23 protein-coding genes are annotated in these 25,905 nt (G+C 65.2%); 13 read left to right on the top strand and 10 right to left on the bottom strand.

What is annotated here, in order from left to right:
* Positions 1 to 40 precede the first annotated feature (40 nt).
* Entirely contained in the window at positions 41 to 1,585 is a 1,545-nt protein-coding gene (gene ilvA, locus KF796_00115; protein MBX3585020.1) for a threonine ammonia-lyase, biosynthetic, read from the bottom strand.
* A gap of 242 nt (positions 1,586 to 1,827) precedes the next feature.
* Between ilvA and KF796_00110 the strand changes: the two genes are divergently transcribed.
* Positions 1,828 to 2,277 (top strand): OsmC family protein, encoded by a 450-nt coding sequence (locus tag KF796_00110; protein ID MBX3585019.1) that lies wholly within the window; start codon positions 1,828 to 1,830, stop codon positions 2,275 to 2,277.
* 44 nt (positions 2,278 to 2,321) lie between these two features.
* Here KF796_00110 and coq7 read toward each other — a convergent pair whose 3' ends face one another.
* Entirely contained in the window at positions 2,322 to 2,939 is a 618-nt protein-coding gene (gene coq7 / locus KF796_00105) for a 2-polyprenyl-3-methyl-6-methoxy-1,4-benzoquinone monooxygenase (GenBank protein MBX3585018.1), read from the bottom strand.
* Between the two features lie 319 nt (positions 2,940 to 3,258).
* On the opposite strand from coq7, the gene KF796_00100 reads away from it, so the two are divergent.
* The 7 genes from KF796_00100 (at position 3,259) to KF796_00070 (ending at position 11,370) form a co-directional block, all read left to right on the top strand.
* On the top strand, positions 3,259 to 4,323 hold the full coding sequence (locus KF796_00100; GenBank protein ID MBX3585017.1) for a porin: 1,065 nt from the start codon (positions 3,259 to 3,261) through the stop codon (positions 4,321 to 4,323).
* Positions 4,324 to 4,541: 218 nt separating this feature from the next.
* Positions 4,542 to 5,522, top strand: coding sequence for an ABC transporter permease (locus KF796_00095; GenBank protein ID MBX3585016.1), 981 nt, complete (start codon positions 4,542 to 4,544; stop codon positions 5,520 to 5,522).
* The gene (locus tag KF796_00090) at positions 5,522 to 6,748 is read left to right on the top strand and encodes an amidohydrolase (GenBank protein MBX3585015.1); all 1,227 of its coding nucleotides are present in this window, start codon (positions 5,522 to 5,524) and stop codon (positions 6,746 to 6,748) included. Before KF796_00095 ends, KF796_00090 begins: the two co-directional genes overlap by 1 nt.
* A 60-nt stretch (positions 6,749 to 6,808) precedes the next feature.
* A complete protein-coding gene (locus KF796_00085) occupies positions 6,809 to 8,392 on the top strand; it encodes an ABC transporter substrate-binding protein (GenBank protein ID MBX3585014.1) in 1,584 nt (527 codons plus the stop codon).
* 72 nt (positions 8,393 to 8,464) lie between these two features.
* Positions 8,465 to 9,382: an ABC transporter permease gene (locus KF796_00080; GenBank protein ID MBX3585013.1), complete on the top strand. Its 918-nt coding sequence runs from the start codon at positions 8,465 to 8,467 to the stop codon at positions 9,380 to 9,382.
* A gap of 6 nt (positions 9,383 to 9,388) precedes the next feature.
* The gene (locus KF796_00075) at positions 9,389 to 10,360 is read left to right on the top strand and encodes an ABC transporter ATP-binding protein (protein MBX3585012.1); all 972 of its coding nucleotides are present in this window, start codon (positions 9,389 to 9,391) and stop codon (positions 10,358 to 10,360) included.
* The gene (locus tag KF796_00070; GenBank protein MBX3585011.1) at positions 10,357 to 11,370 is read left to right on the top strand and encodes a dipeptide ABC transporter ATP-binding protein; all 1,014 of its coding nucleotides are present in this window, start codon (positions 10,357 to 10,359) and stop codon (positions 11,368 to 11,370) included. The genes KF796_00075 and KF796_00070 overlap by 4 nt, the downstream gene beginning before the upstream one ends.
* A gap of 55 nt (positions 11,371 to 11,425) precedes the next feature.
* Here KF796_00070 and KF796_00065 read toward each other — a convergent pair whose 3' ends face one another.
* Together KF796_00065 and zwf are read right to left on the bottom strand one after the other, a co-directional pair.
* Complete coding sequence (locus KF796_00065; protein ID MBX3585010.1) at positions 11,426 to 12,274, bottom strand: SIS domain-containing protein; 849 nt, start codon at positions 12,272 to 12,274, stop codon at positions 11,426 to 11,428.
* On the bottom strand, positions 12,268 to 13,734 hold the full coding sequence (gene zwf / locus KF796_00060; protein MBX3585009.1) for a glucose-6-phosphate dehydrogenase: 1,467 nt from the start codon (positions 13,732 to 13,734) through the stop codon (positions 12,268 to 12,270). The genes KF796_00065 and zwf overlap by 7 nt, the downstream gene beginning before the upstream one ends.
* 128 nt (positions 13,735 to 13,862) lie before the next feature.
* On the opposite strand from zwf, the gene tal reads away from it, so the two are divergent.
* The 3 genes from tal to KF796_00045 all read left to right on the top strand — a co-directional run bounded on the left by tal (position 13,863) and on the right by KF796_00045 (position 16,773).
* Positions 13,863 to 14,810: a transaldolase gene (gene tal / locus KF796_00055; GenBank protein ID MBX3585008.1), complete on the top strand. Its 948-nt coding sequence runs from the start codon at positions 13,863 to 13,865 to the stop codon at positions 14,808 to 14,810.
* An 11-nt stretch (positions 14,811 to 14,821) separates the two neighbouring features.
* Positions 14,822 to 16,387 (top strand): glucose-6-phosphate isomerase, encoded by a 1,566-nt coding sequence (pgi, locus tag KF796_00050; protein ID MBX3585007.1) that lies wholly within the window; start codon positions 14,822 to 14,824, stop codon positions 16,385 to 16,387.
* Positions 16,388 to 16,461: 74 nt separating this feature from the next.
* Positions 16,462 to 16,773, top strand: coding sequence for a DUF805 domain-containing protein (locus KF796_00045; GenBank protein ID MBX3585006.1), 312 nt, complete (start codon positions 16,462 to 16,464; stop codon positions 16,771 to 16,773).
* 74 nt (positions 16,774 to 16,847) lie between these two features.
* Here the strand turns inward: KF796_00045 and groL are convergent, their stop codons facing one another.
* From groL to KF796_00030, 3 genes are all read right to left on the bottom strand, one after another.
* A complete protein-coding gene (gene groL, locus KF796_00040) occupies positions 16,848 to 18,503 on the bottom strand; it encodes a chaperonin GroEL (protein ID MBX3585005.1) in 1,656 nt (551 codons plus the stop codon).
* A gap of 83 nt (positions 18,504 to 18,586) precedes the next feature.
* Positions 18,587 to 18,880, bottom strand: coding sequence for a co-chaperone GroES (locus KF796_00035; GenBank protein ID MBX3585004.1), 294 nt, complete (start codon positions 18,878 to 18,880; stop codon positions 18,587 to 18,589).
* A gap of 205 nt (positions 18,881 to 19,085) precedes the next feature.
* Positions 19,086 to 20,381, bottom strand: a complete 1,296-nt coding sequence (locus tag KF796_00030; protein ID MBX3585003.1) for a hypothetical protein — start codon at positions 20,379 to 20,381, stop codon at positions 19,086 to 19,088.
* 44 nt (positions 20,382 to 20,425) lie between these two features.
* Here KF796_00030 and queC point away from each other — a divergent pair, with 44 nt between their 5' ends.
* Positions 20,426 to 21,139: a 7-cyano-7-deazaguanine synthase QueC gene (gene queC / locus KF796_00025; GenBank protein MBX3585002.1), complete on the top strand. Its 714-nt coding sequence runs from the start codon at positions 20,426 to 20,428 to the stop codon at positions 21,137 to 21,139.
* Here the strand turns inward: queC and KF796_00020 are convergent.
* The 3 genes from KF796_00020 to gspF all read right to left on the bottom strand — a co-directional run bounded on the left by KF796_00020 (position 21,117) and on the right by gspF (position 25,100).
* Positions 21,117 to 22,904: an ABC transporter ATP-binding protein/permease gene (locus tag KF796_00020; protein MBX3585001.1), complete on the bottom strand. Its 1,788-nt coding sequence runs from the start codon at positions 22,902 to 22,904 to the stop codon at positions 21,117 to 21,119. The genes queC and KF796_00020 overlap by 23 nt on opposite strands.
* Before the next feature lie 66 nt (positions 22,905 to 22,970).
* Positions 22,971 to 23,873 (bottom strand): 5'-nucleotidase, encoded by a 903-nt coding sequence (locus tag KF796_00015; protein MBX3585000.1) that lies wholly within the window; start codon positions 23,871 to 23,873, stop codon positions 22,971 to 22,973.
* On the bottom strand, positions 23,874 to 25,100 hold the full coding sequence (gene gspF / locus KF796_00010) for a type II secretion system inner membrane protein GspF (protein MBX3584999.1): 1,227 nt from the start codon (positions 25,098 to 25,100) through the stop codon (positions 23,874 to 23,876).
* Positions 25,101 to 25,446: 346 nt separating this feature from the next.
* Here gspF and KF796_00005 point away from each other — a divergent pair.
* Positions 25,447 to 25,905 (top strand): DUF11 domain-containing protein (locus KF796_00005; protein MBX3584998.1); only part of this gene is annotated, 459 nt, incomplete at its 3' end.

The following is a 25,905-nucleotide window of genomic DNA, read 5'->3' as shown; positions in this document are numbered from 1 at the left end:
TCCTTGGCGCCGTCTGGTGCGCGGCGCTGTTTTCGACATGCTACGTCTGCAGAAACAATTGGTAAACAGGATTGTCTGTTTCTTCCACATAGGGATAACCCAATGTGTCCAGGAAGTGCGTGAATGCTTTGTTATCGGTCGCAGGCACCTGCAGGCCGACCAGGATGCGGCCGTAGTCGGCGCCCTGGTTGCGGTAGTGGAACAGGCTGATGTTCCAGCCCGGGCGCATCAGGCTCAGGAATTTCAGCAGCGCGCCCGGCCGCTCGGGGAACACAAAGCGCAGCAGCCGCTCGTCGCGCGCCAGCGCCGAATGGCCGCCCACCATGTGGCGCACATGTTCCTTGGCGAGGTCGTCGTGCGTGAGGTCGAGCGCGGCGAAGCCGTGCTTGCCGAAGCTGGCCGCGATCTTGCCGCTCTCGCCCTTGCCGTGCGTGGTCAGGCCGACAAACACATGGGCCCTGGCCGAGTCGCTGATGCGGTAATTGAACTCGGTCACGTTGCGCGCGCCGCCGGGCAGGTCGCCGATCAGCTCGCAGAAGCGGCGGAAGCTGCCGCGCTCCTCGGGGATGGTCACCGCGAACAGCGCCTCGCGTTCCTCGCCCACCTCGGCGCGCTCGGCCACGAAGCGCAGCCGGTCGAAGTTCATGTTGGCGCCGCACAGGATGGCGGCGTAGGTCTCACCCCGGGTCTTGCGGGCGGCGACGTACTGCTTGATGGCGGCCACGGCCATCGCGCCCGAGGGCTCGACGATGCTGCGGGTGTCCACAAAAATGTCCTTGATCGCGGCGCACACGGCGTCGGTGTCCACGATCACGTAGTCGTCCACCAGGCCGCGCGCCACGCGGAAGGTTTCCTCGCCCACCAGCTTGACCGCGGTGCCGTCGGCGAACAGTCCCACGTCGGGCAGTGTCACGCGCTTCTTCGCGGCCACGGACCGCGCCATTGCGTCGGAATCGGTCATCTGCACGCCGATCACCCTGACCTCGGGGCGCACCGCCTTGATGTAGTTGGCCACGCCGCTGATCAGGCCGCCGCCGCCAATGGCCACGAACACCGCGTCCAGCGGGCCCTGGTGCTGGCGCAGGATTTCCATCGCGATGGTGCCCTGGCCGGCGATCACGTCGGGGTCGTCAAACGGGTGGACGAAGGTCAGGCCCTGCTTTTTCTCGAGCGCCACGGCGTGGGTGTAGGCGTCGGAATAGCTGTCGCCGTGCAGCACCACCTCGCCACCCAGGCCGCGCACCGCGTCGACCTTGAGTTGCGGGGTGGTGACAGGCATCACGATCACCGCGCGAACGCCCATCTTGTGCGCCGACAGCGCCACGCCCTGCGCATGGTTGCCGGCAGAGGCGCAGATGACCCCCTTCTTGAGCTGCTGCGGGCTCAGGTGCGCCATCTTGTTGTACGCCCCGCGCAGCTTGAAGCTGAACACGGCCTGCTGGTCCTCGCGCTTGAGCAGCACCTTGTTGTGCAGGCGCCGGCTCAGGTTCCTGGCGGGCTCCAGTGCCGACTCCACGGCCACGTCATAGACGCGGGCCGTGAGGATTTTTTTCAGGTAATCGGCGGGCTTGAGGTGTTTTTTCATGGGCTGAGCATGATAAGGCCCGAAGAAAAAAGCCCCCGGGTCTTGCGACCCGGGGGCTAAATCCACCAAAGAGGAGGTGGAGGAGACAAACGGTGCACAGAGGGAATCTCTTATGCTTGAGGCCAGTATAGCCATGGTTTGTTGCATCGCAGCAAACCTGTTGCTTTCATGTTGCGGCAAAGTGGACAGTATTAGCTGAATTTATTCAGCGAAAGCCGGTTTGATAAAGGTAGGATGAAATGATGGAATGCACAGTGAGCTGGACGGGCGCGACCGGCGCCCGCTCCGGCATGGGGTTTCTCGCGGAAACCGGTAGCGGCCACACGCTGATGATGGACGGCGCGCCCGACGCCGCCAAGCCGGCCAATGGCGGCCGGAACCTCGCGCCCCGGCCCATGGAGACCGTGCTGGCCGGGACCGGCGGCTGCACGGCTTACGACGTGGTGCTGATCCTCAAGCGCGGCCGCCACGATGTCCGGGGCTGCAGCGTGAAGCTCACCACCGAGCGCGCGGACGTGGACCCCAAGGTGTTCACGAAAATCCACATGCATTTCACGGTCGCCGGCAAGGGGATTGCGGCCAGCGCGGTCGAACGCGCGATCGCGATGAGCCACGAAAAATACTGCTCGGCCAGCATCATGCTGGGCAAGACCGCCGAGATCACCACCAGTTTCGAATTGGTCGAAATCTGACAAAAAGCGTCAGTGAGACGCCGGGTGGATTCGCCCAGATGTAGTCAGATGTAGTGCGCGGTGCGGGTCATCACGCGGGCCGCGGCCGCCATCAGGGCCTTCACTGGCGCGGGCAATTCGGCCGCGCCGGCCTGCACCGCCTGACTCGCATGCTCGGCCTCGTCGCTTTGCATCTGGGCCACGATGGCCCGTGAAGCGTGATCCTGAGCAGGCAGGCGATCCAGGTGACCCTGCAGGTGGGACTCGACCTGCCTTTCGGTCTCAGCAACAAAGCCCAGGCTCACGCGGTCGCCCAGGCGACCTGCGAGCAGCCCCAGGCCGAATGCACCGGCATACCACAGGGGGTTGAGCAGGGAGGGGCGGGTACCCAATTCGTCCAGCCGGCCCCGTGTCCAGGCCAGGTGATCGGTCTCCTGGCGCGCTGCTTGCTTGAAGTGTTCCCGCAAGGCGGAATTGGTGGTCGCCGCTGCCTGGGCTGTGTAAAGCGCCTGGGCACAGACCTCGCCCACGTGGTTGACGCGCATCAGCGCGCCAGAGAGTCGTTTTTGCGACGGTTCCAGCCGGGTTTCGTCGGCCGGGACCGTGGGGCAGGCGCGTGTCGCCGAGGGCCTGGCGAACAGGGTGCGCAGCGTGGTGTCGGCGGCGATGAGCAGTTGATCCATGCGCACAAGCTTACAGGAGAGCGATGAAAGGTTGAGCAAAGGTGCTGGGCGGGGCAAAAGCCCCCAATTTTTTTGCAATGCGATATGTGGAGGCGTGGCTGTTGCGTGCACTCCACGCGGGCTTTTGAGTTGTTGCAAGGCTGCAACGAAAAGGACGCCCGCGCCCTAAATACTTTGCGAAAGGTAGCCCGCTCTGGTGCAATAACGTCAACTTCCCAAAAGGAGGTTGGCCCGGGGATCCGGTGGGAGCACAAAAGTGCCTGCATCCAAGTGACCCCTTCGCACCGGAGCCCTATGTTTAACCTTGGAGAAACTTGCAATGAAAAAGTCCCTGATTGCTCTGGCTGTGCTGGCGACCGCCGGCGTGGCTTCTGCCCAATCTTCCGTCACCCTGTTCGGTATCGCTGACGCAACCCTCGCCTTCGGCAAGGGCTCTGGTGTTGGTTCTTCCAACAAGACCCAGCTGACGAACTCCGGCTACAACTCCAGCCGTCTGGGTTTCCGTGGCACGGAAGACCTCGGTGGTGGCATGTCCGCCAGCTTCTGGCTTGAAGCCAGCGCCCTGACCGACAACGGCGCCGGCGGCACGACCAGCACCAACAACCAAGCTACTGGCGCCACCGGCGGCGGCGGCCTGACCTTCAACCGTCGTTCGACCGTCAGCCTGGCTGGCAACTTCGGTGAAATCCGCCTCGGCCGTGACTACACGCCCCAGTTCTGGAACCTGACCGTGTTCGATCCGTTCGGCACGAACGGCGTGGGCACCACCCAGACCCTGAACTCCAGCCTCGGCGGCCCGACCATCGTTCGCGCTTCCAACGCCATGGGTTACTTCCTGCCCAAGAACCTGGGCGGCTTCTACGGCCAAGTCCAGTACTACCTGGGTGAGAACAACAAGACTGGCGCTGCCACCGAAAAAGACGGCACGGGTACCGCCCTGCGTCTCGGCTACGCTGCCGGCCCGGTCAACGCTGCTCTGGCTTTCTCCAGCACCAAGTACGCTACCGGCAACATCAAGAGCGCCAACATCGGTGGTCAGTATGACCTCGGCGTTGCCAAGCTGATGGCTCACTACGCTCGTGACCGCGTGGACTCCACCCCGTCGGTGACCGGCAAGGGCTACCTGCTGGGCGGCCTGATCCCCATGGGCGCTGGCGAAATCCGCGTTGCCTACTCTGTCTACAAGACGGACGCTGGCACCTCGCCCAAGTCCAAGAAGCTCGCTCTGGGCTACGTGCACAACCTGTCCAAGCGTACGGCTCTGTACACCACGTTTGCTCGCGTGAGCAACAGCGGTGGCGCAGCTTCCGCCCTGAACGGTGCCGTGACCGCCGCGAACAACAATTCGACCGGCTACGACTTCGGCATCCGTCACAGCTTCTGATTGATGGCTGGCTCGATGCCAGCTTTCATTTGCGAAGTTTCCAAAAGCCGCCTTCGGGCGGCTTTTTTCATGGTGTGTCGCGAAAGCCCGGGCGCCGACGCCCACGCGTGATGCGCGTGGCCGAGCGCAGGAAAAATTTCCTTTAAACCTAAAGGAAATCCCTGTGCCGGCACGTTGCTTGCTCTGCTAGCATCGGCCTCCCGGCTTCTCCAATTCGAATGCTCGCTTTTATTCTGCGCCGCCTGATCCAGGCCGTGATCGTGATGGTCGCGGTCGCTTTCATCGCATTCCTGCTTTTCCAGTACGTGGGGGACCCGGTGGTCTTCCTGCTGGGGCAGGATGCCTCGCCCCAGCAGATCCGCGAGCTGCGCGCCGATCTGGGGCTGGACAAGCCATTTTTCATCCAGTTCTGGCATTTCCTGGTCAATGCGGCCCAGGGCGAGTTCGGCCTCAGCCTGCGCCAGGGCGCCAAGGTCTCGCGGCTCATCTCGGAGCGCTTCCCTGCCACCTTTGAGCTGTCGCTGGTGGCGGCCATCATGGCGCTGGTGATCGGCATCCCGATGGGCGTTTATTCTGCGCTGCGCCGTGGCACTTTCCTGAGCCAGGTGTTCATGACCATCTCGCTGCTCGGCGTGTCGCTGCCCACGTTCTTCATCGGCATCCTGCTCATTCTGGTGTTTGCCGTTCAACTGGGCTGGTTCCCCAGTTTCGGGCGTGGCGAAACGCTGCAGATCGGCTGGTGGACCACCGGGCTGCTCAAGGCCAAGGGCTGGCACCACATCTTCCTGCCGGCCGTGACCCTGGCCATCTTCCAGCTGACCCTGATCATGCGGCTGGTGCGCGCCGAGATGCTGGAGGTGCTGCGCACCGACTACATCAAGTTCGCGCGCGCACGGGGCCTGTCCAACCGTGCCATCCACTTCGGCCATGCCCTGAAGAACACGCTGGTGCCGGTCATGACCATCACGGGCCTGCAGCTCGGGGGCCTGATCGCGTTCGCCATCATCACCGAAACGGTGTTCCAGTGGCCCGGCATGGGCCTGCTGTTCATCCAGGCGGTCACCTTTGCCGACATCCCGGTCATGGCGGCCTATCTCTGCCTGATTGCGCTGATCTTCGTCATCATCAACCTCGTGGTTGACCTGCTGTACTTTGCCGTGGACCCGCGTCTGCGCCTGGGCAAGGCGGGGGGGCACTGATGCTGTTGCCGCCCACACCCGGTCGACTCAAGGCCAGCGGCCGCGCGTTCTCGCACATTGCGGCTTATCACCCCGAGCTCACGGCATTGCGGCGCGACCTGCATGCGCATCCCGAACTGGGCTTCGAGGAGGTCTACACCTCGGGCCGCGTCAAGCAGGCGCTCAAGCTGTGCGGCGTGGACGAGGTTCATGAAGGCATTGGCAAGACCGGCGTGGTGGCCCTGATCAAGGGCCGGACCAACACCAGCGGGCGAATGATCGGCCTGCGTGCCGACATGGACGCACTGACCATGACCGAACACAACGACTTCCCCTGGAAGTCCACCCACCCCGGCATGATGCACGGCTGTGGGCACGATGGCCACGTCACCATGCTGGTGGGCGCAGCGCGCTATCTGGCCGAGACGCGGCAGTTCGACGGCACGGCCGTGCTAATCTTCCAGCCCGGCGAAGAAGGGTTTGCCGGCGCCAAGGCCATGATTGAAGACGGCCTGTTCGAGCGCTTCCCGGCCGAGGCTGTCTATGCCATGCACAACTGGCCGGCCATGCAGCCGGGCACCGTGGGCATCAACCCCGGGCCGATGATGGCGGCCGCCGACCGCATCACGATTGAAATCACAGGGCGCGGCGGCCATGGCGCGCATGCCTATCTCACGATCGACCCGGTGCTGGTGGCGGGCCACATCATTACTGCGGTGCAGAGCATTGTGTCGCGCAATGTTCGCCCGATCGATGGCGCCGTGATCAGCCTGTGCGCCATGCAGGCGGGTGACCTGGGCGCCATGAGCGTGATCCCGGGCAAGGCCACACTGGTGGGCACCGTGCGCACCTTCAAGCCCGAAGTGCAGGCCCTGGTCGAGCGCCGGCTCAATGAACTGTGCACCGCCGTGGCGCTGGGCTTCGGGGCCACGGCCACGGTGAAGTACGAACGCATCTACCCGGCCACGCTCAACACGCCGCGCGAAGCCATGTTCGCGGCCGACGTGGCCGAATCCATCCTCGGGGCCGAGCACGTGGTGCGCGACATGGAGCCCAGCATGGGCGCCGAGGATTTTTCGTTCATGCTGCAGGTCAAGCCCGGCGCCTACCTGCGCATTGGCCAGGGTGGCGAGGGCAGCTGCTTCCTGCACAACAGCCGCTTTGATTTCAATGACGACATCCTTCCCCTGGGCTCGGCGCTGCATGCCGGCCTGATTGAACAGTCCCTGCCGCTGGCGGGGCAGTAGTTCCCCTCTACCCCGCGTTTCCAACCCTGACAACATCATCCCTTCCACAAGGAGCCATCGATGAAATTCAAAACCAACCTCTTGACTGCCGCCGTCTTCTGCGCGGTGGCCGCCACCAGCGTGGCCGTGTCTGCGCAGACCGTGCGCATTGCCAACCAGGGTGACTCGCTGTCCATGGACCCGCATTCGCTCAACGAGTCGCTGCAGTTGAGCGTGACCGGCAACATCTATGAACCGCTGGTGGACCGCAACAAGGACCTGAGCCTTGCGCCTGCGCTGGCCACTTCGTGGAAGCAGACCTCGCCCACGGTCTGGCGCTTCGAGCTGCGCAAGGGCGTCAAATTCCATGACGGAACCCCGTTCACGGCCGACGATGTGCTGTTCTCGTTTGCCCGCACCCAGGTCGATGGCTCGGACATGAAGAGCTACACCAACGACTTCAAGGAAGTGCGCAAGATCGATGACTTCACGGTCGAGATCGAGACCAAGACCCCGTTCCCCATCCTGCCCGACGTGATCTCGCTGGTCTACATCATGAGCAAGAAGTGGTGCGAGACCAACCAGGCGACCAAGCCGGTGGACCGCCGCAAGGGCATCGAGAACGCAGCCTCGTTCCGCGCCAACGGCACGGGCGCCTACCGCCTGCGCGAGCGCCAGCCCAATGTGCGCTCCACTTTTGTGCGCAACGGCAACTACTGGGGCAAGATTGACGGCAATGTGCAGGAGGTGATCTTCACCCCCATCGGCAATGACGCCACGCGCGTTGCTGCCCTGCTGTCGGGCGAGGTCGACGTGATGGAGCCGGTGCCGGTGCAGGACATCGACCGCATCAACGCCGCGCCCAACGCGCGCGTGCTGGCCGGCCCCGAGTTGCGCACCATCTTCCTGGGCATGGACCAGAAGCGTGACGAGCTGCTCTACTCGAACGTGAAGGGCAAGAACCCGTTCAAGGACAAGCGCGTGCGCCAGGCCTTCTACCAGGCCATCGACATCGAGGGCATCAAGAAGACCGTGATGCGCGGCGCCTCCAACCCCACCGCGCTGATGGTCGGCCCCGGCATCAACGGTTTCACGGCCGAGCAGAACAAGCGCCTGCCCTACGACCCCGAGGCCTCGAAGAAGCTGCTGGCCGAAGCCGGCTACCCGAACGGCTTTGAAGTGACCATGAACTGCCCGAACGACCGCTACGTCAACGACGCGCGGATCTGCCAGGCCGTGGCCGCCAACCTGTCGCGCATCAACGTCAAGATCAACCTCGCGGCTGAAACCAAGGGCACCTACTTCCCCAAGGTGCTGCGCCGTGACACCAGCTTCTACATGCTGGGCTGGACGCCGGGCACCTACGATGCCCACAACGCGCTGAATGCCCTCATGGCCTGCCCGGACGACAAGGGCACGGGCCAGTTCAACCTGGGCAGCTACTGCAATGCGCGCGTGACCGAGCTCACCAAGCTGATCCAGTCCGAGACCGACAAGACCAAGCGCAACGCGATGATCAAGGAAGCCTTTGACCTGCATTCGGCCGACATTGGCCACCTGCCGCTGCACCAGCAGGCTCTGGCCTGGGGCCTGAGCAAGAAGGTGGAGCTGGTTCAGGCGGCGGACAACCGCATGCCGTTCAAGTGGATCAGCATCAAGAAGTAAGCTGACTCCTGCCGGGGCGCCCGCGCGCGGCCACAAGCCGCAGGGCGCCCCTGATCATTTGCAGTTCCCCCCATGAAACAAACTCTTGCCCGCTGGTTCGACAGTGACGTGGGCCACAGCTTCCGGACATCGCCGGTGGCCATCGTGGCGGCGCTGATTGCCTTTGTCTGCGTGTTCTGCTCGGTGTTCGCCGGCTGGGTCGCGCCGCACAACCCGTTCGACCTGACCACGCTGGAGCTCAGCGACGCGCGCCTGCCGCCGGCCTGGTCCGAACTGGGCAGCCGCAAATACCTGCTGGGCACCGATGACCAGGGCCGCGACATCCTCTCGGCCCTGATGTATGGCGCCCGCGTGTCCCTGATCGTGGGCGTGGCCTCCGTGGTGCTGTCCACGCTCGTGGGCGTGTCGCTGGGGTTGCTGGCGGGCTTTCGCGGCGGCTGGATTGACGCCACGCTGATGCGCATCTGCGACGTGATGGCGTCTTTCCCGGCCATTCTGGTGGCGCTGCTGATCGCCGGCGTGGGGCGCGCCATGTTTCCCCATGCGGGCAACGCCGTGGCCCTGACCGTGCTGATCCTGTCGATCTCCATGGGGGCGCAGGGCTGGGTCCAGTACGCGCGCACGGTGCGTGGCGCCACGCTGGTGGAGCGCAACAAGGAATACGTACAGGCGGCGCGCATCACGGGCGTGAGCGCGCTGGGCATCATGCGCCGGCATGTGCTGCCCAATGTGATGGGGCCGGTGCTGGTGCTGGCCACCATCCAGGTGGCCACGGCCATCATCACCGAGGCCACGCTGTCGTTCCTGGGCGTGGGCGTGCCGCCCACCTCGCCGTCGCTCGGCACGCTGATCCGCGTGGGCAACGACTACATGTTCTCGGGCGAGTGGTGGATCACGATCTTCCCCGGCCTGATGCTGATTGCCATTGCCCTGTCGGTCAACCTGCTGGGCGACTGGCTGCGCGATGCGCTCAACCCGAGACTGCGCTAGGCCCCCATGAGTCTTCTTCAAGTCAACAACCTCGTTGTCGAATTCCCCAACCGCCGCGGCACGCTGCGCGCGCTGGACGACATTTCCTTTGCCATCGCCCCCGGAGAAATCCTCGGCGTGGTCGGTGAGTCGGGCGCGGGCAAGTCGCTGACCGGCGCCGCCATCATCGGCCTGCTGGAGCCGCCGGGGCGCGTCGCCAGCGGCCAGATCCTGCTGGAAGGCCAGCGCATCGACAACCTGCCCTACGAGCAGATGCGCCACATCCGCGGCCGGCGCATTGGCGCGATCTTCCAGGACCCGCTGACCTCGCTGAATCCGCTGTATACCATTGGCCGCCAGCTCACCGAGACCATCCAGACCCATTTGCCCGTGACCGCCGCCGAAGCGCGCAAGCGCGCGATTGGTTTGCTGGAGGACACCGGCATCCCGGCCGCGGCCCAGCGCATCGACCAGTACCCGCACCAGTTCTCGGGCGGCATGCGCCAGCGCGTGGTGATCGCGCTGGCCCTGGCGGCCGAGCCCAAGCTGATCGTGGCCGACGAGCCCACCACGGCGCTTGATGTGTCCATCCAGGCCCAGATCATCCAGCTGCTCAAGCGCATCTGCCACGAGCGCGGCGCCGCGGTCATGCTGATCACCCACGACATGGGCGTGATTGCCGAAACCTGCGACCGCGTGGCCGTGATGTACGCCGGGCGCATTGCCGAGATCGGCCCCGTGCACGAGGTCATCAACCACCCGGCCCACCCCTACACCGCCGGCCTGATGGCCGCCATTCCCGACATGAGCGTGGACCGCGAGCGCCTCAACCAGATCGACGGCGCCATGCCCCGCCTGAACGCCATTCCCGCGGGCTGTGCCTACAACCCGCGCTGCCCCCAGGTGTTTGATCGCTGCACGCGGGAGCGGCCGGACCTGCTGGACGCCGGTGTGACCCGCGCGGCCTGCTGGCTGCAGGACGCGGGAGGTGCGCCATGAGCACGCTGACACAGGCGACCCCGCCACTGGTCCAGGCCCAGGACCTGGCCAAGACCTTTGACGTCTCCGCGCCCTGGCTCAACCGGGTGATCGAGCGCAAGCCGCGCCAGCTGCTGCATGCCGTGGACGGCGTGAGCTTCGAGATCGAGCGTGGCAAGACGCTGGCGCTGGTGGGCGAGTCGGGCTGCGGCAAGAGCACCGTCGCGCGCCTGCTGGTGGGCCTGTACGAGCCCACGCGCGGCGGCCTCACGTTCGACGGGCAGGACGCCCATGCGGCGTTCAAGTCGCCCGGCGGGCTGGCGCTGCGCCGGCGCGTGCAGATGATCTTCCAGGACCCGTATGCCAGCCTCAACCCGCGCTGGCTGGTCGAGGACATCATTGGCGAGCCGCTGCGCGAGCACCGCATCATCACCGACGCGGCCGAGCTCAAGGCCCGCGTGGGGCAGCTGCTGGAATCGGTGGGCCTGAGCGCGCAGGACATGGTCAAGTACCCGCACCAGTTCAGCGGCGGCCAGCGCCAGCGCATCTCGATCGCGCGCGCGCTGGCCACCGAGCCCGAGTTCCTGGTCTGCGACGAACCCACCAGCGCGCTGGACGTGAGCGTGCAGGCGCAGGTGCTCAACATCATGAAGGACCTGCAGCGCGAGCGCGGCCTGACCTACCTGTTCATCTCGCACAACCTGGCGGTGGTGCGCCATGTGAGCGACGAGGTCGGGGTGATGTACCTGGGCCGGCTGGTCGAGGTGGCGCCCAAGCACGAATTGTTTGACAACCCGCGCCACCCCTACACGCGCATGCTGCTCGATGCCATCCCCAAGATGCACGACACCGGCCGCGCGCGCACCCCGGTCAGCGGCGAGGTGCCCAACCCGCTGAACCCGCCGCCGGGCTGCACCTTCCACCCGCGCTGCCCGCATGCCAACGACCGCTGCCGGACCGAGCGCCCGGCCCTGCTGAGCCTGGCCGGCGTCAAGATCGCCTGCCACGCGGTCGAGGAAAACCGGATCTGACTGCTATTGGTTTGGTAGCACAAAGTGGCCGCCCGCTCTGGACTCCAGCCACTTTTCATGCATAACGCTTGTTGCGCAGGTTGTTTTTCATCTCGCGCAGCAGCGGCTGCAGGCGGGCCCCGCCAATGCGCAGGGCCACGGTGGTGGCCAGCACGTCGATGATCATCAGGTGCAGCAGGCGCGACACCATGGGGCTGTAGCGGTCGTAGCCCTCGGGGTGGTCGGCGGCCAGGTGGATGTGTCCGGCCGAGGCCAGTGGCGAGCCCGTGGCGGTGATGACGATGGTGGTCGCGCCGTTCTTGCGCGCGATGTCGCAGGCGTCCATCAGGTCGCGCGTGCGGCCTGAATTGGAGATCACCACCACGCAGTCGCCCGGGCTCAGCATGGAGGCGCTCATCACCTGCATGTGGCCGTCGCTGTAGGCGATGGTGTTCACGCCCAGCCGGAAGAACTTGTGCTGCGCGTCCTGCGCCACGATGCCCGAATTGCCCGCGCCATAGAACTCGATGCGCCGCCCGGTCTTGTAGGTGGCGGCCAGCGCCTCGACGGCCTTCTCGATGGCGAAGGTGGAGGCGTCATTGCGGTACTTGAGGAAGGCCGCCACCGCGTTGTCGATCACCTTGACCAGCACGTCGCCGGTCTTGTCGTCCACGTCCACGCTGCGGTGGATGAAGGGCACGCCCTCGCTCACGCTTCCCGCCAGCTTGAGCTTGAAGTCGCTGAGCCCGTCGTAGCCCACGCTGCGGCAAAAGCGGATGACCGTGGGCTTGCTCACGTGGGCCCGCTCGGCCAGCTCACCCACGGGCAGGTTGGCAAAGGCGCGCGGGTCGGCCAGCACCAACCGCCCCACGCGCTGCTCCGCCGGGGCCAGCGAGGGCAGGGAGGCCTTGATGCGGTCTAGCATTCCTCGCTCCAGCAAAAGCCGTCGCGCGCGATCATGGCGCTGGACGCGCTCGGGCCCCAGGTGCCCGCGGCGTAGCTGCGCGGCCCCGCCGCGTCGGTGCGCCAGTGTTCCATCACCGGCTCCACCCAGCGCCAGGCCTCTTCCTGCTCGTCGCTGCGCACAAACAGGTTGAGCCGCCCGTCGATCACATCGAGCAGCAGGCGCTCGTAGGCGCCCACCCGCTCGGAGCCAAAGCGCTTGTCAAAGTCCAGGTCCAGGTGCACCGGCGCCAGCGACAGCGGCGCCGCGCGATCGGCCTGCCGGTTGTCCTGGCCCTGGGCCAGCAGGTGCAGCTCGAGTCCGTCGCGCGGCTGCAGGTTGATCACCAGGCTGTTGGCGGCGCCTGCCGGCGAGCGGAAGATCGCATGCGGCGCGGGCCTGAAGTTCACCACGATGCGGGCATCGCGCGCGGCCAGCCGCTTGCCGGTGCGAATGTAGAAGGGCACGCCGGCCCAGCGCCAGTTGGCAATCTCGGCGCGCAGCGCCACAAAGGTCTCGGTGCGGCTTTGCGGGTCCACGCCCGGTTCATCACGGTAGGCCGGCACCGGCGTGCCATTGGGGTTGCCGGCGCCGTACTGGCCGCGGATGGTGTGCTGCGCCAGTGTCTCGGGCGTCCAGGCCTTGAGCGAGCGCAGCACCTTGAGCTTTTCGTCGCGGATGGCGTCGGCATGGGCATTGATGGGCGGCTCCATGCCGATGGCGCAGACCAGCTGCAGCGCATGGTTCTGCACCATGTCGCGCAGCGCGCCGGTGCTGTCGTAGAAGGCGCCGCGCTTTTCCACGCCCAGGTCCTCGGCAATGGTGATCTGGATGTTGGCGATGGTCTCGCGGCGCCACAGCGGCTCGAACAGCGCGTTGCCAAAGCGCAGCGCAAACAGGTTCTGCACCGAGGGCTTGCCCAGGTAATGGTCGATGCGGAAGACCTGCCGCTCGCTGAAGGCCTGGCGCACGCTCTCGTTGATGGCGCGGTTGGAGGCCAGGTCGTGGCCCAGCGGCTTTTCCAGCACGATGCGGGTCTGCGCCGTGTTCAGGCCCGCCACCGCGAGCTGCTCGCACACGGCCGTGAACAGTGACGGGGCGGTGGCGAGGTACATCACCACGGTGGCGGCCTCGCGTTCGCGCAGCGTGGCGGCCAGGCGGGCGTAGTCCTGCGGTTGCGACAGGTCCATGCGCACAAAGTGCAAGAGCGCGGCAAAGCGCTCGAACTCCTCGGCCGTGGGTCGCTTGGCGCCTTCCACATGGTCAAAGCGGGCCTGGATCAGCTCGCGGTACTGGGCGTCGCTCAGGTCATCCCGCGCCACGCCGATGATGCGGCCGCCCGCAGGCAGCGAGCCGTGGCGGAAGGCCTGGAACAGCGCGGGCATCAGCTTGCGCCAGGCCAGGTCGCCCGTGCCGCCAAACAGGACAAGGTCAAAACTCATGGTGATCAAACGAAAGTGAACCGGTAATGTAACTTAGTTTCATGGTTTTACTAAAATTGACCGGCCTGGTTACCGGCGCCGGTAACACCGACGTACCTGCGCGCGGAGCCAAACCCGATAATCAATCCATGAACCAACTCGACGCGCTCAAGCAATTCACCACCGTGGTGGCCGACACCGGGGACTTCCACCAGCTGACCCGCTTCCAGCCTCAGGACGCCACCACCAACCCGTCGCTGATCCTCAAGGCGGTGCAAAAGCCGGAGTACCAGCCCCTGCTCAAGGACACCGTGGCGCGCTTCAAGGGGCGGGCGCTGGATGAAGTGATGGACCGGCTGCTGGTGCGGTTTGGCCGCGAAATCCTGTCGATCATTCCCGGCAGGGTCTCGACCGAGGTGGATGCGCGGCTGAGCTTTGACGCCAATGCCACTTTCACCCGCGGCGAACGCATCATCGAGCTGTACCAGGCCGAGGGCGTGCCGGTGGACAGGGTGCTGATCAAGGTGGCGGCCACCTGGGAGGGCATCCAGGCCGCGGCGCGGCTGGAGCAGCGCGGCATCCACACCAACCTCACGCTGCTGTTCTCGTTCTGCCAGGCCATTGCCTGCGGGCAGGCCAAGGTGCAGCTCATCTCGCCCTTTGTGGGCCGCATCTATGACTGGTACAAGAAGTCGGCCGGCGCGGCCTGGGACGAGGCGGCAAGCGCCGGCGCCAACGACCCGGGGGTCAAGTCGGTGCACCAGATCTACAACCACTACAAGCACTTCGGCATCCAGACCGAGGTGATGGGCGCGAGCTTTCGCAATGCCGGGCAGATTGTGGCGCTGGCGGGCTGCGACCTGCTGACCATCAGTCCGGAGCTGCTGGCCACGCTGGCCGCGAGCGATGCGCCGCTGCCGCGCGCGCTGGACGCGCAGGCCACCAAGGCCATGGACCTGGCGCCGGTGAATTTTGACGAAGCGGGCTTTCGCTACGCGCTCAACGAGGACGCCATGGCCACCGAGAAGCTCGCGGAGGGTATCCGCGCTTTCGCCGCCGACGCGGTCAAGCTCGAACAACTCATGCTGGCCGCATGAACCAGGCTCTCATGGAACGCCCGCGCTGCGACCACACAGCCGCCTGGGCCGCCTTGCAGACCCATTTCTACGGGCGCGGCCGCGACTTTGACCTGCGCGACGCCTTTGCCGCGGACCCGGGCCGGTTTGCCGGCTTCAGCCTGCAGGCGCCGCACGTGTTTGCCGATCTTTCCAAGAACCTGATCGATGGCGAAGCCCGGGCCTTGCTGATGGCCATGGCGCGGGAATGCGGTGTGGAACAGCACCGCGACGCCATGTTCGCGGGCGAGGCCATCAACACCACCGAAAACCGCGCCGTGATGCACTTTTTGTTGCGAAATCCGGCTGTAGTCCAGGCGGGGCGGGCACAGGGCGCTAGCAAAACCGTAGCAGACGCCTGGCCCGAGGTGCTGGCCACGCGCCAGGCCATGCTGGCCTATGCCGAGTCGGTGCGCGCCGACGCCGCCATCACCGACGTGGTGAACATCGGCATCGGTGGCTCGGACCTGGGGCCGCAGATGGCGGTGCGCGCGCTGGCGGAGTTTGTGCTGCCAGGCAAGCGTTTTCATTTTGTCTCGAACGTGGACGGCCACGAGCTGGCCGCGGTGCTGGCGCAGGTCCAGCCCCACAGCACGCTGTTCCTGATCGCGTCCAAGACCTTCACCACCATTGAAACCATGACCAATGCGCACTCGGCCCGGCGCTGGTTCGAGGCGCAGGGCGGGCGCGACACGGCGCGGCATTTCGCCGCGCTGACCACCAACGTGGCGGCCGCGGCCGAGTTCGGCATCCAGACCACCTTCGGGTTCTGGGACTGGGTGGGGGGGCGCTATTCGCTGTGGTCGTCCATTGGCCTGCCGCTGGCGATCGCCATTGGCGCGCAGCGCTTCGAGGAACTGCTGGCCGGCGCCCATGCCATGGACCAGCATTTTGCGACCACGCCGCTCGCGCAGAACCTGCCCATGCAACTGGGCCTGCTGGATGTCTGGTACCGCAACTTCCACGGCTTCAGCAGCCGCTGCATCGCGCCGTATCACAGCGCGCTGCAGCGCCTGCCGGCCTACCTGCAGCAACTGGAGATGGAGAGCAACGGCAAGCGCGTGGGCCTGAACGGCGATGCGCTGGAGGCCCAGACCTCGCCCGTGCTGTGGGGGGAGCCGGGCACCAACGGCCAGCATGCCTACTTCCAGATGCTGCACCAGGGCACGGACGTCGTGCCGGTGGAGTTCGTGGCGGTGCGCCAGGCCGCGCATGCGCTGCAAGGGCACCATGGCCTGCTGCTGGCCAATGCGCTGGCCCAGGCCCAGGCGCTGATGCAGGGCCAGGCCGATGCCGGCGGCCACCGGGACTTTCCCGGCAACCGGCCCAGCACCTTCCTGTTGCTCGAGGCCTTGACGCCCGCGAGCCTGGGGGCCCTGCTGGCCCTGCAGGAACATCGTGTCTTTGTGAGCGGCTCGCTGTGGGGTCTCAATAGCTTTGACCAGTGGGGCGTGGAACTGGGCAAGGTCCTGGCCAGGGACATTGCGGCGCGGCTGGCCTCGGGCGACGTGGCGGGGCTGGACAGTTCCACCGCCGGCCTTTTGCAGCGCCTGCGGTAGCCCGCGGGCGCCCGCCCGCCTATGATGGCCGCGGGAATCACCCCGGCACGTCACCCCTGTGAGGAGGAGAACGCATGAACTTCGGCCAGTCCATATCCGTCTGCCTGTCCAAATACGCCACTTTTTCGGGGCGCGCTTCGCGGCCCGAGTACTGGTGGTTCTTCCTGTTCCAGATCCTGGTCTCGGTCGCCGCGGGCGTGGTCAGCGACAAGCTCAGCGGGCTGGTGTCGCTGGCGCTGTTGCTGCCGGCACTCGCGGTGGGCGCACGGCGGCTGCACGACATCGGCCGCAGCGGCTGGTGGCAGCTGCTGCTGATCACCGGCATCGGCTTTTTCGTGCTGGTCTATTTCTGGGCGCAGCCCGCCAAGGGCGAGTGGACGGACTGACCACCCAGCCATCGCCATGAAAAAGGGCCGCATCAAGCGGCCCTTTTGTTTTGAGCGAGAAGCTCAGGCGGACATTACATGTCCATGCCGCCCATGCCACCCATGCCGCCCATGCCACCAGGCATGCCGCCAGCGCCGCCGGCTGCTTCTTCCTTGGGGGCTTCGGCCACCATGGCTTCGGTCGTCAGCATCAGCGAGGCCACGGAGGCGGCGTTCTGCAGGGCCGTGCGGGTCACCTTGGTCGGGTCCAGGATGCCCATCTCGATCATGTCGCCGTAGGTGTCGTTGGCGGCGTTGAAGCCGTAGTTGCCCTTGCCACCCAGCACCGCGTTGACCACCACCGAGGCTTCGCCGCCGGCGTTGTAAACGATCTCGCGCAGGGGCGCTTCAATGGCGCGCAGCACCAGCTTGATGCCGGCGTCCTGGTCGGCGTTGTCGCCGGCGATCTTGCCAGCCGCCTGCTTGGCGCGCAGCAGCGCCACGCCACCACCGGCCACGATGCCTTCTTCCACTGCAGCGCGGGTGGCGTGCAGGGCGTCTTCCACGCGGGCCTTCTTTTCCTTCATTTCGACTTCGGTGGCAGCGCCAACCTTGATCACGGCCACGCCGCCGGCCAGCTTGGCCACGCGTTCCTGCAGCTTTTCGCGGTCGTAGTCGGACGTGGCTTCCTCGATCTGCACGCGCACCTGCTTGACGCGGGCTTCGATGTCCTTGGCTTCGCCGGCGCCGTCGATGATGGTGGTGTTTTCCTTGCCCACTTCGATGCGCTTGGCCTGGCCCAGGTCAGCCAGCGTGACCTTCTCGAGCGTCAGGCCCACTTCTTCGGCGATGACCTTGCCGCCCGTCAGGATGGCGATGTCTTCCAGCATGGCCTTGCGGCGGTCGCCGAAGCCAGGCGCCTTGACGGCCACAACCTTCAGGATGCCGCGCAGCGTGTTCACCACCAGGGTCGCCAGGGCTTCGCCCTCGACTTCTTCGGCAATGATCAGCAGGGGACGGCCGGCCTTGGCAACCTGCTCCAGCACGGGCAGCAGGTCACGGATGTTGCTGATCTTCTTGTCGAACAGCAGCACGAAGGGGTTGTCCAGCAGGGCGGACTGCTTTTCGGGGTTGTTGATGAAATAGGGCGACAGGTAGCCGCGGTCGAACTGCATGCCTTCAACCACGTCCAGCTCGGATTCCAGCGACTTGCCGTCTTCCACGGTGATCACGCCTTCCTTGCCGACCTTGTCCATGGCATCGGCAATGATCTTGCCGATGGTCTCGTCGCTGTTGGCCGAGATGGAGCCGACTTGCGCGATTTCCTTGGAGGTGGTGGTGGCCTTGGAGGCCTTCTTGAGCTCGGCGACCAGGGCCGTGACAGCCTTGTCGATGCCGCGCTTCAGGTCCATCGGGTTCATGCCGGCGGCCACGTACTTCATGCCTTCGCGCACGATGGCCTGGGCCAGCACGGTGGCGGTGGTGGTGCCGTCGCCAGCGATGTCAGACGTCTTGGAAGCCACTTCCTTGACCATCTGCGCGCCCATGTTCTGCAGCTTGTCCTTGAGTTCGATTTCCTTGGCCACGGACACACCGTCCTTGGTCACGGTGGGGGCGCCGAAAGAGCGCTCGAGCACCACGTTGCGGCCCTTGGGGCCCAGGGTCACTTTGACGGCGTTGGCCAGGATGTTCACACCCTCGACCATGCGCGCACGGGCTTCACCGCCGAAGACTACGTCTTTTGCTGCCATGTTGATTTACTCCAGAAAATGATTTGATCAATGAGTCGGGGCCATCAGGCGCTTTGCGCGGTGACGGGCCCGCCCCGGGAAAATTACTTGGACTCGACGACCGCGAACAGGTCTTCTTCCTTCATGACGAGCAGCTCGTCGCCGTCGACCTTGACGGTCTGGCCGCTGTACTTGCCGAACAGCACACGGTCGCCGACCTTCACGCCCACGGCGGAGATCTCGCCCTTGTCGTTCTTCTTGCCCGGGCCCACGGCCAGCACTTCGCCCTGGTCGGGCTTTTCGGCGGCGGCGTCGGGAATGACGATGCCAGAGGCGGTCTTGGTTTCGCTGTCAATGCGCTTGACGATCACGCGATCGTGCAAAGGACGAAGTTTCATTGCATCTCCTGTTTTTGAAACTGAGGTTGGAAATCCGAAGCGCCAACAGAAGTTGGCGCCTGCTAACTTTAGATCGAGCGGTGTTAGCACTCGTCTCAATCGAGTGCTAATGATAAAGGCTTTTGTGTCGATTTCAAGTCAGCGCGGCGTGGGGAACGGGTTCCGCGCCGTCGCCTGAGCCGACCGGCGGGTGGCGAAGAGGCTGCTACCGGACGCCGAAGAGCCTGCGGTAGAGATTCGGGTACATCATTTTGGCGTTGAACTTGTGCATCTCCAGCAGGGCGGTTGGCGCGTGCACGCTCTCGAACAGCCGCTGGTACAGCGACGGGTAGCGCGCGGCGAACACGGCGCGATGGTGCGCGTTCACAAACACGCGGTCTTCCCGCAGGAGCGAGGTGGTGGCGAAGTCGGCAAAGGTGCCGTCGCCGCGGCCCACGGCGCGCGGGCCCTTCTGGGTGAAGCTGGTGTACGAGACCGCCTGCATGGCCTGGTACTGGCTGGCCTGGCCGATCATCTCGTCATAGCGCTGCAGGATGGCGATGTCGGTGAGCCGCAGCGGCTTGTCGAGCACCGTGCCCCAGCGGGCCAGGTATTTTTCCGCGAGATCGCGGGTGACCAGACCCGGCCCGTACAGGCAATTCACGCCGGAGTCGCCGCCATCGGTCCTGGCGTTCCCGACCAGCGTGGCGTGCCGGCCCGGCATGGTGGTCACAAAGAACCGGGTGCCGGGCGCCAGTGACGGCAGGATGGGGGTGAAGCCGCGTGAGCGCTCGTCCGCGGCCAGCACGGCGACGTATTCATTCACGTTGGCCTGCAGGCGGATGCGTTCCAGATCGAACTGGCCGGCGCCGGGAACGGGATCACAGGCGAAGATGTTCACCGGCATCTGCGACCAGCCTTCGGTCTCGGCCAGCGCGTTGGCGAACATGTGGCAGGTGACGCCGCCCCGGCTCCAGCCGATCACGTTGATGCAGGTAATGGGCTTGTTCTTGCGCAGGATCTGCCGCTTTTTCTCCTGCAGCGCCTGGGGGGAGATCCGCACGTGCAACGGGTCGTTGACCTTGCGCGTGCCCCAGAGCCTGCCGGGCGCTTCATGGACCCCGACGCCCATGGAGCGTAGCCGGCTCACTTCCTTGCGGGTGTGTTCCTGGCGGTCCACCTGCTTGCTGCCGATCACGACCGCCACGGCATGCTTGACGTTTTCTTCCCAGCCCTTGCCCTGCAAGGTACCGCGGATGGCCGAGTAGTTGCCGGGTGGCACCCATTTCTCGGCTTCCTGCAGGTTGCCGCTGCCCGGGCCGTCAACGATGATCCAGTCGACAAACTCGTGGCCAAGGTGGTGCCTGGCCAAAGTTGAAATCAGCTCGCCCTGGACGTAGTTGGTGTGCGCGAAGTCGAAGCTGTTCGATCCCGTGCCGCAGAAGAAGATGGTGAAGGCCGAGATGCGACTCTCCTGTGCGAATGGGCCGATTCTGCCACCAGCCTTTGCCGGCGAGGACACCGCTGAAGCGCTGGATGGCCAGCGAGACGGGGCAAAATCGGCCCATGCACACCACCGCACTTGTCCTGTTTTCAGGCGGGCAGGACTCCACGACCTGTCTGGCCCAGGCGCTGTCCAGGTACCAGCGCGTCGAAACCATCGCCTTCGACTACCGGCAACGCCACAGCGTGGAGCTGCAGGCCCGCCTGAAAGTGCTGGCCGTTTTGCGTGCGCAGTTTCCGGCCTGGAGCGCCCGCCTGGGGCAGGACCACTTGCTGGACCTGGGCGTGCTGGGCCAGGTGAGCGAGACCTCGCTGACGCGCGACATGGCCTTCACCATGGAGCAGACCGGGTTGCCCAATACCTTTGTGCCGGGCCGCAACCTGATGTTCCTCACATTGGCGGGCGCGCTGGCTTACCGGCGCGGGCTGGAGGTGATCGTGACCGGCGTGTGCGAGACCGACTATTCGGGCTACCCGGACTGCCGCGACGACACCATGAAGGCCATGCAACTGGCGCTGTCACTGGGCATGGACAAACGGCTGGTGATCGAGACGCCACTGATGTGGATCGACAAGGCGGCCACCTGGCAAATGGCGCAGGACCTGGGCGGTGAGCGCCTGGTCAAGCTGATCGTCGAGCACACCCACACCTGCTATCTGGGAGACCGCGAGCATCGCCATGACTGGGGCTATGGCTGCGGCGCCTGCCCCGCCTGCGGGTTGCGCGAACGGGGGTGGCGGCAATACCGGGAGGCTAGCCCGGCTGCTCAGTCCTGAGGCGCAAGCCCGCGCCGGCAGCGCCGGCTTGCGGCTCCAGCGTCCAGCGGGTCTGGTGGAAGCTGGCCACCGCGGGCCGGTGCGCGATGGACACCAGCGCGCCGTTGCGCGACAGGGCCTGCTCCCGCAGCTTCCCGTACACATCGTGCTCGGTGGCCTCGTCCAAAGCGCTGGTGGCCTCGTCGGCAAAGATCCAGCGCGGCTGCCGCAGCAGCACGCGCGCGATGGCCAGCCGCTGCTGCTCACCGCCGGACAGCTTTTGCCCCCAGGCGTCCTCGTCGTCCAGCCGTTGCGCCAGCTGGGGGAGCCTGGCCTGGACCAGGGCCTGGCGCAGCGCCTCGTCGGTGTAGCGGCTGGCCGCAGCCGGGTAGGCCAGCGCATCGCGCAACCGGCCCTGGGGGAAATACGGGCGCTGGGGGATAAACATCGCCTCGGTCTCAAAGTCGGCGGGGCGGCTGATCCGGCCCCGCGCGAAAGGCCAGATGCCTGCCAGCGCGCGAAACAGCGTGGACTTGCCGCTGCCCGAGGGCCCTTGCAACAACACGGTGTCGCCGGGTGAGGCCCGCAGCGCCACGTCGGCGAGCAGCGCTTCGCCGCCCGGCAGGTCCAGCGCGAGTTGCGCGGTGTGCAGTTGATCCTCGCTTGCTACGCTTTCAATAGCAGAATGTGCCCGTGGATCCTGGACTACACCCACAATTCCCGCTTCAAAGCTGGTCAGGCGGTCGGTGGTGGCGCGCCAGCTGGCCAGCGAGCTGTAGTTGTCCACGAACCAGGCCAGCGAGTCCTGCACCCGGCCAAATGCCGAGGCAATCTGCATCAATTGCCCGAGCTGGATGGCACCGCTGAAAAAGCGCGGCGCCGCCACCACAAAGGGAAAGACGATGGCGGCCTGCCCGAAGAAATTGGTGAACCAGATCAGGTTCTTCTGCGCCTTGAGCAGGCGCAGGTAGTTGGCCAGCACGCTGGTGAAGCGGGTGTCCAGTTGCTGGCGTTCCACGCCCTCGCCCCGGTCCAGCGCAATGGCCTCGCTGTATTCGCGCACCCGCACCAGGTGGTGGCGGAAGTCGGCTTCATAGCGTTGCTGCTGGAAGTTGAGCTTGATCTGCGGCCGGCCGATGTAGTGCGTGATGACGCTGCCCACCACGCAGTACAGCACGGCCATCCACACCATGAAGCCGGCGATCTCGTAGGTGCCGCCATTGAAGCTGAACGAGAAGCCGCCGCTGAGGGACCAGAGGATGCCGACAAAGCTCACCAGCGTGACCACGGCATTGAGCAGGCCCATGCTCAGCGCGATGGTGTCGGTGGTGAACAGGTTCAGGTCTTCCTGGATGCGCTGGTCCGGGTTGTCGGGGGTGGCCTGCCCGGTCGCGAAGCGTGCCAGTTCCATGCGGTAGAACGCGTGGTTGGCCAGCCAGCGCTGCAGGTAGTGGCGTGTCATCCAGGCGCGCCAGCGCATCTCCAGCAGCTGTGTGAGGTAGAACTTGTAGACCGCTATCACGATGAAGGCGAAGGCCAGGTAGGTGAAGCGCCCCAGCTGTTGCCAGAAGACGGTCTGGTCCTTGTTCTGCAGGGCGTCGTAGAACAGGCGGTTCCAGTCGTTGAGTTGGACCAGCATGTACACGGCGGCCAGGTTCAACGCGATGATGGCTGCGAGCAGGCCGCGTGCGCGCCATTTCTCGTCAGACCGGAAGTAGGGCGATGACAGCGCGAGGACCTTGCGCGCCAGGGCGTTGATGGCGGCAATTTTGGACAGCAATTTCATTTCAGACCCTTGATGAGCGGGGCCATCGTAGCGGAGCGGGCTTAGCCGCCGCTGAAGCCGTCGGGTTCAGTCGCCCGGGTTGGAGACGCCGCTGGCCACATGGCCCGAGGGGACGTGCCGTGCCGCGGCGTTCACATGACCGGTCTGGTCGTCGAAGAAGAAATCGGGCTCGAATTCGCGCAGGAATTCTCCCTTGGGCAAACCGCCAAGGAACATGGCTTCATCAACGTCCACATTCCAGTTCATCAGGGTGCGGATGGCGCGCTCATGCGCGGGCGCGCTGCGCGCGGTGACCAGCGCGGTGCGGATGCGCATGAGGGGGGTGCTGGCCTGCTGCAGCCGGTGCAATGCCGTGAGCAGCGGCTTGAAAGGGCCTTCGGGCAGGGGCAGCGCGGCCTTGTCTTTTTCGTGGCGCTGGAACGCCACCAGCCCGTCGCTCTGGAACACGCGCTCCGCCTCGTCCGAGAAGAGCACGGCGTCGCCGTCAAAGGCGATGCGCACCTCATGCGGGTGGGCGTCGGATGCCTGGGCCGAGTGGGGGTAAACCTGTGCGGCCGGCACGCCCGCGCCAAGCGCGGCCCGCACGTCGCTCAGGTGGGTCGAGAGAAACAGGTTGGCGTTCAGCGGTCGCAGGTAGCGCCAGGGCGGCTGGCCGCGGGTGAAGCTGCCGCGTTCGATGGGAAGGCCATAGTGTTGGGCCGAGCGGAATACCCGCATGCCCGAGACCGGATCGTTGCGCGAGAGGATGACCACCTCGACGCGCTGGTTCTCCGCTTCGTTGAAGGCGAGCAGCTTGCGCACCAGCGAAAAGGCCACGCCGGGTTTGGCCGGCAGGTCAAGCCTTTCAAGCTGCAGCCGCATGTAGGCGCGGTCATCGCCCTGCTCGAAGATCTGGTTTTCTTCCTCGAAATCGAAAAGCGCCCGCGATGAGATCGCCACGACCAGCTTGCCCTCCAGCGAGGCGGCCATTCAGCGAACCCACTGGTTGAGCTGGATGATCGGTAGCAGCACCGCAAGCACGATCAGCATCACCACCAGGCCCATGACCACGATCAGCAGGGGCTCCAGAATGGTGGCCAGTTGCATGGCGCGGCGCTGGACTTCGGTGCCCAGCTGATTGGCGGCGCGTTGCAGCATCAGCGGGAGCTGCCCGGTCTGCTCGCCCAGCCGCGCAAACATGCTGACCAGGCCGGGGAAGCGTTTCTTTTGCGCCAGCGCGGAGGCCAGGGGCGCGCCCTCGCGCACCAGCACCAGGGCATCCATGGCGTCTGCGCGCATGGCGCGGTTGTTCAGGGTCTCGGCGGCTGCCTGCAGGGCCTTGAGAATGGGCACGCCGGCAGCGGCCAGCATGGCCAGGGTGCTTGCGAAGCGTGTCGCGTTGTATCCGCGCGACAATTTGCCGATTAAGGGAATACCCAGCCATGCCGCATCAAAACGCTCACGGAGTGCTTCGTTCCTGAGGCTGATCCGCAGCACGGTACCCGCCAATACCAGGGCGACGATCATCAGCCAGCCATACCCGCGAACCAGATCGCTGATGGCCAGCATGGCCACCGTCAGGAACGGCAGGGCGCGCTTGGTGCCCGCGAAAACGTTGGCCACTTGCGGGACCACATAGCCGACCAGGAACAGCACAATCACGATGGCGACCATCGTCACAATGGCCGGATACAAGGCCGCGCCGATCAGTTTGGCCTTGAGGGCCTGGCGTTCTTCCAGGTCATCCGCCAGCCGTTCGAGAACCAGTCCGAGATTGCCCGTTTGTTCGCCGGCACCAATGACGGCCGTGTAGATTCCTGAAAAGTCCCGGGGGTGCTGAGCCAGGGCTTTGGCAAATGGTGAGCCAGCATTTACTTCCGCCCGAAGGCTTGCCACAAGGTTGCGCATGGGCTCGTTCTCGGCTTCGTCCGCCAATGCGGTGAGAGCGCGTTCCAGGGGCAATCCCGAGGAAACGAGGCCTGCCAGTTGCCGGGTCCAGATGGCGAGCCCGGTGGCATTGAAGACGCGCTGCCTCGACCAGAGCGAGCTGACGCTGGCCGTCGAGGGGGAGCCGTTGACGCTGACGGGCTCGACCATCAGAGGGACCAGAGTTTGCGATCTAAGCAAACTCCGTGCCGATTTCATGGTGTCCGCCTCCATCACGCCCCGGCGGATGTCTCCTTGGGCGTCCAGGGCTTCGAATGAATACGCGGGCATGGCGCCATTATCGGCTGGCGCTTGATCGTTGGTGGTTCGGGTGCCGGCAAATGGGCGCTCGTCCGTGTCCGCACGGTGGGGCTGCGCTGCGCCGTTCAGTGGGGCCGGTCAGGGTGCCATGGTGAGGAATGCCCGCTGGGTTTTTTGTTTTAAGCCGGCATTTCTGCATCTAAAATCGTAAGCCTTTGCGTACTGCATGTCGGCATGTGAATTTGTACGCAATTAATGCACTTATTGCCGCCAATAAAAGAAAGGTTTTGTTACAAACAATCGTCATGAACTAGACTCGGCGCATGCCATGTAACGGTGTGTAAGAGGTTTTGTAACAACGTCGGAGTGACGGCTCTTGAATGGTTCTGGGGCTTCTGAAGAGAAGCAATTTTCGCGGCTGAATTTGCTGTCTGCGCGAGCCATGCTCGTGGCGATGGCTTGGCTGTGCCTGAGCCTGTTTTTCGTTTTCCCCGGGTTGGCCAACGCCCAGACGTCGGTCACCAACGTGGCGACCATCACGCCGCCGGCCACGGTGGCCAACAGCAATCCTTCCGCGTCCTGTACGTCGGGCATCTGTTCCGCTGCCGATACGGACAGCGTCGTCACCAGCGCGGATCTCGGAGTCACCAAGACGGCCAGCGTCAGCACGGGTACCGTTGGCACGACCTTCACGTACGTCATCACCTTTGGCAATACGGGGCCCAGCACGGCCCAGAATCTCACGCTCACTGACTCTTTGACAGCGGCAGGATTGACCTTGATCCGCGCCACCACGAGCGTGGGCACCCTGAGCACCAGCAGCGCGGCGGTCACG

The sequence above is a fragment of the Ramlibacter sp. genome (assembly GCA_019635435.1).
Taxonomy (GTDB): domain Bacteria; phylum Pseudomonadota; class Gammaproteobacteria; order Burkholderiales; family Burkholderiaceae_C; genus JAHBZM01.
The sequence above is the reverse complement of the archived record's forward strand: the minus strand, read 5'-3'. Positions and strand labels throughout refer to the sequence as shown.